This is a genomic window from Wolbachia endosymbiont of Wuchereria bancrofti (assembly GCF_002204235.2).
GTDB lineage: Bacteria > Pseudomonadota > Alphaproteobacteria > Rickettsiales > Anaplasmataceae > Wolbachia.
The window spans coordinates 1-10,037 of record NZ_NJBR02000062.1 but is presented as its reverse complement, the minus strand read 5'-3'; the positions used below and the strand labels follow the sequence as shown (position 1 = coordinate 10,037).

At 34.2% G+C, this 10,037-nt stretch carries 8 protein-coding genes and 3 pseudogenes; 6 read left to right on the top strand and 5 right to left on the bottom strand.

Annotation, left to right across the window (positions count from 1 at the left end; translation table 11 throughout):
* From CCY16_RS03290 to CCY16_RS03280, 3 genes and pseudogenes are all read left to right on the top strand, one after another.
* Nucleotides 1-506 (top strand): annotated as a pseudogene (locus tag CCY16_RS03290) (M23 family metallopeptidase); the annotation flags it as partial.
* Nucleotides 507-547: 41 nt separating this feature from the next.
* Nucleotides 548-1,272: pseudogene (locus CCY16_RS06820) on the top strand (SPFH domain-containing protein).
* Nucleotides 1,273-1,449: 177 nt separating this feature from the next.
* The gene (locus tag CCY16_RS03280; RefSeq protein WP_342742183.1) at nt 1,450-1,950 is read left to right on the top strand and encodes a thiamine diphosphokinase; all 501 of its coding nucleotides are present in this window, start codon (nt 1,450-1,452) and stop codon (nt 1,948-1,950) included.
* 345 nt (nt 1,951-2,295) lie between these two features.
* Here CCY16_RS03280 and CCY16_RS03275 read toward each other — a convergent pair whose 3' ends face one another.
* Both CCY16_RS03275 and CCY16_RS05560 read right to left on the bottom strand, forming a co-directional pair.
* Nucleotides 2,296-2,604, bottom strand: coding sequence for a hypothetical protein (locus tag CCY16_RS03275; protein WP_088414926.1), 309 nt, complete (start codon nt 2,602-2,604; stop codon nt 2,296-2,298).
* 288 nt (nt 2,605-2,892) lie between these two features.
* On the bottom strand, nt 2,893-3,039 hold the full coding sequence (locus tag CCY16_RS05560) for a hypothetical protein (protein ID WP_179946043.1): 147 nt from the start codon (nt 3,037-3,039) through the stop codon (nt 2,893-2,895).
* A gap of 315 nt (nt 3,040-3,354) precedes the next feature.
* Here CCY16_RS05560 and CCY16_RS03265 point away from each other — a divergent pair, with 315 nt between their 5' ends.
* The 3 genes and pseudogenes from CCY16_RS03265 (at nt 3,355) to CCY16_RS03255 (ending at nt 7,114) form a co-directional block, all read left to right on the top strand.
* Nucleotides 3,355-4,758, top strand: a complete 1,404-nt coding sequence (locus CCY16_RS03265; protein ID WP_088414922.1) for a malonyl-CoA decarboxylase — start codon at nt 3,355-3,357, stop codon at nt 4,756-4,758.
* An 80-nt stretch (nt 4,759-4,838) separates the two neighbouring features.
* On the top strand, nt 4,839-6,635 hold the full coding sequence (lepA, locus tag CCY16_RS03260) for a translation elongation factor 4 (protein ID WP_088414920.1): 1,797 nt from the start codon (nt 4,839-4,841) through the stop codon (nt 6,633-6,635).
* Between the two features lie 128 nt (nt 6,636-6,763).
* Nucleotides 6,764-7,114, top strand: a pseudogene (locus CCY16_RS03255) (TrbC/VirB2 family protein).
* A 42-nt stretch (nt 7,115-7,156) separates the two neighbouring features.
* On the opposite strand, the gene CCY16_RS03250 reads toward CCY16_RS03255, so the two are convergent.
* From CCY16_RS03250 to CCY16_RS03240, 3 genes are all read right to left on the bottom strand, one after another.
* On the bottom strand, nt 7,157-8,155 hold the full coding sequence (locus CCY16_RS03250; protein WP_088414919.1) for a pyruvate dehydrogenase complex E1 component subunit beta: 999 nt from the start codon (nt 8,153-8,155) through the stop codon (nt 7,157-7,159).
* Nucleotides 8,156-8,385: 230 nt separating this feature from the next.
* A complete protein-coding gene (locus tag CCY16_RS03245; protein ID WP_088414917.1) occupies nt 8,386-8,682 on the bottom strand; it encodes an ankyrin repeat domain-containing protein in 297 nt (98 codons plus the stop codon).
* Between the two features lie 480 nt (nt 8,683-9,162).
* A complete protein-coding gene (locus CCY16_RS03240) occupies nt 9,163-9,600 on the bottom strand; it encodes an ankyrin repeat domain-containing protein (RefSeq protein WP_281250510.1) in 438 nt (145 codons plus the stop codon).
* Nucleotides 9,601-10,037: the final 437 nt, after the last annotated feature.

Below are 10,037 nucleotides of genomic sequence, written 5' to 3'. Positions count from 1 at the left end.
AGAGCTTTTATAAATCCTTTAAACGGAGGTTATCGTATATCTCTTCACAATTTGGTAATAGAAAGCATCCTATTCGTGGTAAAATTGCCTTTCACAAAGGAGTAGATTATGCAGCTAAACCTGGTACTTCCTGTATTTGCTACTGTAGAAGGTGTAATAGAATATATAGGAAATAAAGGAGGATACGGTAAGCACATCAAAATAAAACATAAGGACGGATATTTAACCTGCTGCGCGCACGTGAGTGGGTTTAGTAGTGATGTGAAGTTAGGCTCTAGAAAGAGCAGGGACAAGTTATTACTTATGTTGGTAGCACTGGAATTGTAACAGGACCACATTTATATTACGAAGTTGTATACAACAGCAAACACATTGATCCACTTACGATAGCACATAAAAGCAAGATGAGGTTGCTTGATCACGGATTAAGGGAGTTTAAACTATTTATAAATAAAATAGATGAAACTATCAATAGAGGGGGTTCAGGTGACATAAGAATAATATAGATAATAATACGATAAATGGTAGAAAGTTAAGTTAACTCCGGATTTTTCCTGTACTAATAGTGTTAGGATTAATTTTATCGGTACTTTTGTAGCATATGATAGTGCGATTGCACTTGGAATTGCTACTATTTCAATGTTGGCTTTTTTTCAAAGGTTTTTCATCAATAATCCTAATGGAGCAAGAGTGATAGAATTTCTTGGTCATTATATGGGAACTTACTTTACAGAAAAAATAAAAGTGAATAATGCAAACGGCAGTCCAGTAAAGATTTCGGTAATGATTGTTTGAAGAGTGAGCAGTTTTGCAAAAGCATATTATTATATTAATAATTATTATGACTTTGTTTTTGTACAGAGTGACTCAATAATTAGGGAGTTGGCAGGCAATTATCCATATAGCAGCGAAGGCGATGAGGAATCTTTACGTAAAAATTCTGATAAAATTTCAGGTGAATTGTGGTCAATGTTACAGCAAATATTAGATATTATGGGAATTGAAATTATAGAAGTGAGGATATCTCATTTGGTATATTCATCTAAGATTGCACAAGCAATGTTAAGGTATCAACAAGCACATGCTATCACCTCTGCGAGAAAACATATAGTGCAAAATGCAACATGAATTATTGAAAAAATATAGCTCATTTTGAAAAAAACAAAAGCGTACAATTGGATAGAAAGCAGAAAGTCTATTGATAAGTAATTTACTGGTGCCTTGATCTCTGAGCAAGATGCACAACCAACGGTTAATTTGGATTATAATTAATAAAGTATCAATTATTCAAATACGATGCAAAATCCGCACAGAGCATTTTATAATCATGTACTATATTGCAGCACACACCAATAATATCCTTTCATTATAGTACTAAGTAGAGAGATACCCTAATTTATTGTTCTTTAAACAAGGTATGCCTATTGTGCTGTAGATGGAGGGGCAAAAATCGGCTTTGTATTAATTGGTATACAACCTGATCTTATAATAGGAGATTTAGATATTATAAATCCGAATTTGCGTACTAGTTTAAACACGGTATATCTGCCTGATCAAAATTATTGCGACTTTTCTAAAGCTGTAGCTCACTTAATAAAGGCAATGAAGTTATTGCCATCGATAATGACAGGTATTACTGGAAAAGCAGCTGATTACGTATTACAGAATATCAACATTTTTCTAGATACGGACAGCATCTTTTACACGCATTCGCTTCCCGTGGTAGGTTACACCTTACAGAAAGGCATTACTCATTTTTCTTTGCCGCGAAATACTAAAATATCTTTACTTGGTATAACCAAAGCACAAATATCAACTAAAGGATTAAGATGGGAGCTGCATCTTAGTGACCCTGCCTTTCCAGGAAAGAATTCTTGCTTTAATCTTAGTTTAAATAGCAAGATATCTGTAGAAGTTGTCAGTGGTGTATGTTGGCAATGGTTTATTTAGAAGTGATAGATGATGCTGGTATGTGTTAAATGAGAAGGTGAAAGTTAGAGAATTCAATAACTACAATCCCTTACTATCACGGACATGCACATTACAATGTACTGGTGGTTTCTACACTTTCCAGGTGATTGTCTACTTTTAGCTGGTCTTCTAAGCTATATTCTATTTTCATTGAAGAGTGACAGTATCTTTGGTTACCATTACCTCTGAGCTATTGCTGCGATTTAGTATTATCGCATTTTTTACTCAATTATAAATACCCTGTTTATTTTTAAGTTTTGTACCGATGAACTTTTCAATAAAGCTTAAAAAAGATTCGATAATAAATATCAAGTAGGCTTTTTTTCATAGTATCATCTGATTGTAACTGCTCTTCTTCACTAACGGTATAATGATTTTCCAACTCTCTAGGAGCAGTGAGTGATAATTTACCGTCTTTATTATTACACTATTTTTACCGTTTTGAGATTCAAGTGTGAATTCTAGTGAGCTGTTTAATCCACATATTTTTTTACCTAGATTGTCAAGTTTTACTACAGGTACTGACATATCAGATTTTACTTCTGCATTGCTTGAATCAGTACAATTGATATACATTGTTTTATTCTTGCTATATTCTCCTTTTAATCCATACTCACAGAAGTGAACTTTCAAGAATAGGCATGCTTACAGTAAATTCATACCCTGCTTGATTGTAATTAGTAACTAGCTCTTCTAAAATGAAGTTGCTTGAAGCTTCTACTTAGTATATTTAAATATTGCCTTAAAAATTTCTTTTGCAATTGAACGATAACTTTCATTCCCTTTTTTCGGTAATAGGTGCTTATGACTCTGGCCTGCATTGTAAAATTTCTCGAACTCTTTTTTATATACGTCAGTTTTTTGATGATCAGTAATTTCGGGGTTTTTGTAGTGATCATCCCATAACTCACGCAATGTGCCTTACGTAAGATCTTTTTCAAGATCTTTAAACACTGAATCAACAAAAACTCTGCCCTGCTCAATATCTATTTCTTTTTCACGCACGAGATTGTAGATGTCATTTTTATTGAAAAGCTTACTTTTATAATCCTTAGTTCCTTCTTTCAATGCAATAATAAAGTTTTTATCTATTTTTTTCTGTTGATGACAAAATTCATTCTTTGAGAATCTAAGTATATCATTTCGCTAGAATTAGCTAATTTATTGTCTTTTGTAGTCCTTAGTTTGCTAGAGTCAAACTTTTCAGCTTGAGCCCTTAATGTAACTGTTAGACTTTTTTTTTGCTTCTGTCATAACATTTTTCTCTGTTAACACTCTATAGTTAATTATATTATAGAGATTGCTAATAATTTGATAATAATACCTGTTATGTGGACTAAGATTTTTCTTTGGTTTACTGTAGATATACAGTAAAAGGAGTCTATAGTAAAAGAATCATTAGTTGAATTTAATGTAGTGAAAGTTGAAGATAAGAAAGCAGTAAAAGGCTTTTTTAAGATATTTGGTGGAGTGGCAGATGCTGTAAGGTCGTGGATTGGCAATATTAGTCCAGATTTAAGCAGTAGTCGCGATATCGATAGTTTAGTTTTAAAGATGAACGAGTGCTTAAATCCAAAAGGGGGTGAAGTCTTGGCGCGTAAGAACACTGTATCTCTTGGTAATCTGTACTTAAGTTTATCAGAGAAAGGTAGAATAAAGTTTCTACAAACCCTGGCAGAAAAATTTAATCCAAACAAAGCAGAAATAGATGAAAAAATAAAAGGATATAAGAAAAATCAAGATTCCGAATTGAGCTATAAATTTGAACAGGACTTAATAAGAATTCTTGAATCGCCACGTTCTAAAATATTGAAGCAGTTTATCTCTTTACCAGAAGGCCTTAAGTTTATTGTTGATATGCGTTCTGATGTGCTTAAGCTAAAGAGCCAATATAGAAGTCTAAATCCGCTAGAGAACGAATTAAAAAGTATACTTTGTACTTGGGTTGATGTTGATCTATTGGATCTTCATCAAATAACCTGGAATTCACCTGCATCATTGTTGGAAAAACTTATAAAATATGAAGCTGTGCATAAAATTTCTTCGTGGGGTGACTTAAAAAACAGGCTAGATTCTGATCATCTCTGTTTTGCTTTTTTTCATTATAAAATACCAAGTGAACCTTTAATTTTTGTAGAGGTTGCATTGATGAATGAAATAGCAAATAGCATTCAACACCTTTTAGATGAGTCAATACCTTCAAGCGATCCAAGTAATGCGAGCACTGCCATATTCTATTCAATATCAAATACCCAAGCAGGGTTGTCTGGAATCAGTCTTGGTAATTTTTTGATCAAAAGGGTTGTGGAAAAACTATCGCATGAATTTAAAAGCATAAAGGTGTACGCAACTCTTTCTCCAATACCTGGCTTTGCAAAATGGCTAAAAGAGAATTTAAACCAGGATATTACTTTGTTAGGCAAGCTGAATATAAAACAATCTAGTGCAGAGATTTTAGGAAATATAGGTCAATTGAAAACTAACGTTGAATGCGAAAGTGAAGTAAAACAATGCTTGCTGAAGCTTTGTGCGCATTATTTGCTAAAGGTTAAAAACAGTAATGGCAGTGCTTATGATCCAGTGGCGCATTTTCATTTAAGTAATGGTGCATCGATAAAACAACTAAACTGGATGGCGGATACCTCTGAAAAGGGTATGGGCCAATCAGCTGGGATAATGGTGAACTATTTGTATGAATTATCTAAAATAGATAACAATCATGAGAGTTATATGGTTAATAAAGTAGTTTCTCACTCAAAAAAAGTGTCGTCTATATTAAAGGAGTAAATAAGTTTCTTAATAAACAATTGCCCTTACAACACTTAAAATGTAAAATAGTTCTACTTAAATGAGTAGAATAGCCATCAATGGACAATGTAAGGAATTTTGCAATAATAGCACATATAGATCACGGTAAATCAACGCTTGCTGACCGTTTGATAGAGGAATGTAATGGTCTTGAGGCAAGAGAAATGACCAATCAAGTGCTCGACTCGATGGATATAGAACGCGAACGTGGGATCACAATCAAAGCACAGACGGTAAGGCTAAACTATACTGCAAATGATGGTAATCGATATTGTTTAAACCTTATGGATACTCCAGGTCATGTTGACTTTTCGTATGAAGTAAGTCGAAGCTTAGCTACATGTGAAGGTTCGCTCTTAGTAATAGATAGTAGTCAGGGGGTTGAAGCTCAAACTCTTGCGAATGTATATAAGGCAATTGACAATAATCATGAGATAATAGTTGTGCTCAACAAAGTTGACCTTCCTGCCTCAGATCCAGAAAGGGTAAAGCTTCAGGTTAAAGAGATAATTGGCATTGGCTCTAGTGAGTCAATTTTAATATCGGCAAAAACTGGACTTGGAATAAGGGATGTATTGGAAGCAATAGTAACAAAACTTCCAGCTCCACAGGGTAATATAAATGCTCCACTGCAGGCGATTTTAGTTGATAGTTGGTATGACCCTTACTTGGGAGTAGTAATTTTAGTACGAGTTAAAAATGGGGTGCTAAAAAAAGGCATGAAGATTGTTATGATGTCTAACAATGCTACATATCAAGTAGACAATATCGGTATTTTTACTCCTAAAAAAGTAATGATGAGTGAACTCTCAGCAGGTGAAGTTGGTTTTATAACTGCTTCGATGAGAAAAGTGGCAGACTGCAAAGTAGGGGACACTATTACCGAAGAAAAAAAACCTTGTGGTGAGGCATTGCCGGGCTTTAAAGAAATACACCCTGTGGTGTTTTGTAGTATTTTCCCTAATAAAACAGATGGCTTTGAATATTTAAGAGAGGCGCTGGAGAAGTTACATTTGAATGATACAAGTTTTACCTTCGAAGCTGAAACTTCAAATACGCTCGGCTATGGATTCCGTTGCGGTTTCTTGGGAATGCTACATCTTGAGGTTATCCAAGAAAGGCTAGAAAGAGAATTTGATTTGGACTTAACGGCAACTGCACCGAGTGTTACATATGAGGTTACAATGCAAAGTGGTGAGACTCTGAATATTCATAACCCAAATGACATGCCAGATCCAGTAAGAGTTAAAATAGTAGAAGAGCCATGGATTACTGCAACTATAATGGTACCTGACCAATATTTAGGAGAAATTCTATCTCTATGTGAGGAGAGGAGAGGAAAACAGGAGGATTTATCTTATGTTGGTAACACAACAACAGCGTTGTTGAAGTATAAGTTGCCACTGTCTGAAGTTGTTTTTGATTTTTATGGTAGGTTAAAATCGATTTCTAAGGGATACGCAAGTTTAGATTGGGAAATTTCTAATTATCAGAAAAGTCAAATAGATAGATTGAGCTTTTTAGTTAATGGAAAACCTGTAGATGCATTGACCTGTATTGTTCACAAAAGTAGGTCTGAGAAAAGAGGACGTGAAATATGTGCGCGCTTGAAAGATTTAATACCACGTCAGCAATATAAAATTGCAATTCAAGCAACAGTGGGCGGTAAAATTGTTGCAAGAGAAACGATTAACCCTTACAGAAAGGATGTGACAGCTAAACTCTATGGTGGAGATGTAACACGAAGAATGAAGCTTTTAGAAAAGCAAAAGAAAGGTAAGAAAAGACTATATTCTGTAGGAAACGTGGACATTCCACATAATGCTTTTATTCAAGCTTTGAAAATAGGTGATTGATACATAGAAAGTAGAAAATTTGGTAAAATATAATGCTTAACTGCGAATTTATCTAATCTTTGTACTAACTTTACCAAAAATTCTACTATTTTAGATACAATTGCGATATCTAAATTTAAGGTATGGGGATGAACCCTATGATTAGGAAAGTTTTTGATATCTTTTCATGATATTATTTATTTCTTTTCTGATATTGGAAATGCTGATACTAAATCTGGTACCAATGATAATATAACTGCTCAAGTAATATGTAATATTATCGACTACGTTTGGGGAATAGGTGGACCTCTTATAACCGTAGTAATGATAGGTGCAGCTTTATTTGCAATATTTGGTAGAATACCCTGGTCGGTCCTTTTGCATTAGGTATATTTTATGCTGTATTTTTTGGTGCTAAAACTATTGTGACAAAAGTAATGGGTGATACAGGTGAAAATACTTCTTTAATGGAACAATATGGAGTGGATAAAAAGAAATAAATCCTTCTACCAATGGATTGCTTTGTATTGGAAATTTAAGGCTTATTTTTTTCTAAAACAGACCTGATGGACAGTTTCAACTATGTCTTCCACTTGCGGTAATGCTTTTTTTTCTAGATTTGCAGCATAAGGAAGGGGAATATCCTTACCAGTTACACGTACAACTGGAGCATCAAGGTAGTCAAATCCCTGCTCCATAACAACAGCTGAAAGCTCTGCTCCTATTCCTGCGAATGGCCAACCTTCTTCTATGCTAACTAATCTATTAGTTTTTCTGATAGAATTAATAATAGTTTCAGTATCAAGAGGTCTTAAAGTTCTTAAGTCAATAACTTCAGCTTCTATGCCTCCACCTGAAAGTAAATCTGCTGCACCTAAAGCGTCCGTTAATTTCAATGAGAAAGCAGTAATGGTTACATCCTTTCCTTCCCGTATCACAGCAGCTTTACCTATCTCAAGTAGATAGTCTTTGTCCGATAGCTCAGAATCAGGAACTTCATGCTCGTGCCCATAAGCGATCTCGTTTTCTAGAAATATTACTGGATCAGGATCACGAATTGCAGCTTTGAGCAGACCCCTGCAATCGGAGGCGAAATAAGGTGCTATTACTTTTAACCCTGGTACATGCGAATACCAAGATGCAAAACATTGAGAGTGTTGTGCAGCGACTCTTGCTGCAGCGCCGTTTGGTCCACGAAATACTATGGGACATCCAAGTTGTCCACCTGACATATAATTTGTTTTTGCTGCAGAATTCACAATTTGATCAATAGCCTGCATAGAGAAATTAAAAGTCATAAATTCAACTATTGGCCTGAGTCCAGCAAATGCTGCTCCAACAGCAAGACCAGCAAATCCATGTTCAGTAATGGGTGTATCAACCACCCTATTTTCTCCAAACTCTTTCAGCAACCCTTTTGTTACTTTATAAGCGCCATCATACTCCGCAACTTCTTCACCCATGATAAATACATCATGATTGTTTTGCATTTCTTCTCTAATTGCTGTACATAAAGCTTCTCTTACACTCAAGATTACCATTTATAAACTTTATAGATCTTAACCTAATAACTATATCAAAGTTACCAGGGATGAGTAAAGCAGATATTTCTACAAATTAAGCTTTACAAACACCATATTGTTAATTTTGGACAGCCACTTCTTTCAATTTAGTGGTAGGTTGTAACATTGTGTATGTAATGTTGCCAGCTATTGAAGCAGATGTTATAGAAGTTATAATTATTAATAGGGCAAACAATCTGGAAACAACACTAAGGGATAGAGCCTGCTATTGACGTAGTTATAAGGTTCATATAGGTAATTCTTGAAAACAGTGGTCTTTTTTCTGCTTTTTCTGACTTACCCTTACTAAAACCTGTTTTACTCTTGATTTTTTCCTGTAAGTATTCTACTATGTCATTGTTTTGTTTATCAGTGGCAAGATCCAAAGAGCTCTTTTCATTTTTGTCTCGTACTTCAAAATTTGCTCCTTTTTCTAGATATTTTACTTTGTCTGCATGATAATTGTTTGTAGCATGATATAAAATAATCCATCTATCTTGATCCATTGCGTTGAGGTCTATTTATCTAATTATAATATAGTCTTTATTATCTCTACATTGCTGAATATAGCAGTAATATGTAAAGAAGTCCACTCTTCTTTTTCATGCCAATATTTGCTCTACTTTTAAATTCTGTCAGTTCCTTTCGCGCTTTTTTTACAACGCTTTTGTTTTAGAATGCTAGTTTTTTGTTTTGCCTAATTCACTATTAAGTGTTACATTTTTACTTCCTAGATCTCGTATTTTTTGTTTTAATAATTGATTCTCTTTCTACTCATTCTTGAGTTGAACATATGATCTTTTTAGTTGAACTTCAAGCTTCTTTATTTCCTCTTCAGAGTGTAAGGAAATCGTTCCGTTCTCATCTTTTATATGGATGTCTGTTCTGGAGGAATATGTATTTCACTATCATCACTAGTACTATTACTACGTATATCATCATACTATTCGTAGTAAAAATCTATAACATTTGCTGGAACAGTTACATCATTTCCGTTTACAGATGTTATCATAAATGCTTATTCTATGATAAATGATAGGTACTTCTACCTTGAAGCTTGATGTTAAATTTTTTGCTTTCTTCTGCGGCTTTGCACGATAACTTTTTTCTGCTTCCTCTAACATTTTTATTATAGTATACCTGTTTAGTACATTACCAGCCACCTCTCTTGGAACTTGATCCTGAGCATCTTTTAATAAGGGTTTTACTCGATCATCACTTAGTAACGTTGCATTATCTCTATGATTATCATGCAAAGCAACGATGTGCAAAGGGGTAGGTCCACCATCTTTAGATCTGTCTTTTACTCGAATATTAACACCTACTTTCTTGTCTAGTAAAAGCTTTACCATTAGTAGATTGTTACATTCTACAGCGGGGTGTAGTAATGTCCAACCTTCTGAAGTTTCCTCTGGAGTTTGTATACTAAATAGATGATTCTTATCTATACCAAGGCGAAACTTACTATATTCTACTTCATCTTTTTCGCGTAACTCATTTCCTACTCTTTTAAGTAAATTATCCTCATTTCAAATCTTGGCTTTTGCTTGCTTTTTGTATGATTTTAAACAACTTTTCCTTTTCTATTACCATAACCCTTCCCTCTCAGTTTACTTGTCATTGTTGTATAGTTTCTAGAAAGGTTAAATTTATCGAAATTCTATATTTTATCTAAAGATTAATCATAAATACTTTCTTGCATTCCCTGTTATCCCAGTAGATATCCCACTAATAAGTAGCAGAATGACGGTTGTTGTTTAGCTGCAAATATTTAAGAAGTTTACCAAACAGAAAAAAAGACGAAAGAAGCCCCGCGGCAGCTATTTATTCACTATCGTTTTATCAGTTGGCGTTTTTTTAG

Coding starts and splice junctions, on each gene's coding strand:
- CCY16_RS03250 (WP_088414919.1), bottom strand. CDS start 8,155: ATGGTAATCTTGAGTGTAAGAGAAGCTTTATGTACAGCAATTAGAGAA.
- lepA (WP_088414920.1), top strand. CDS start 4,839: ATGGACAATGTAAGGAATTTTGCAATAATAGCACATATAGATCACGGT.
- CCY16_RS03245 (WP_088414917.1), bottom strand. CDS start 8,682: ATGGATCAAGATAGATGGATTATTTTATATCATGCTACAAACAATTAT.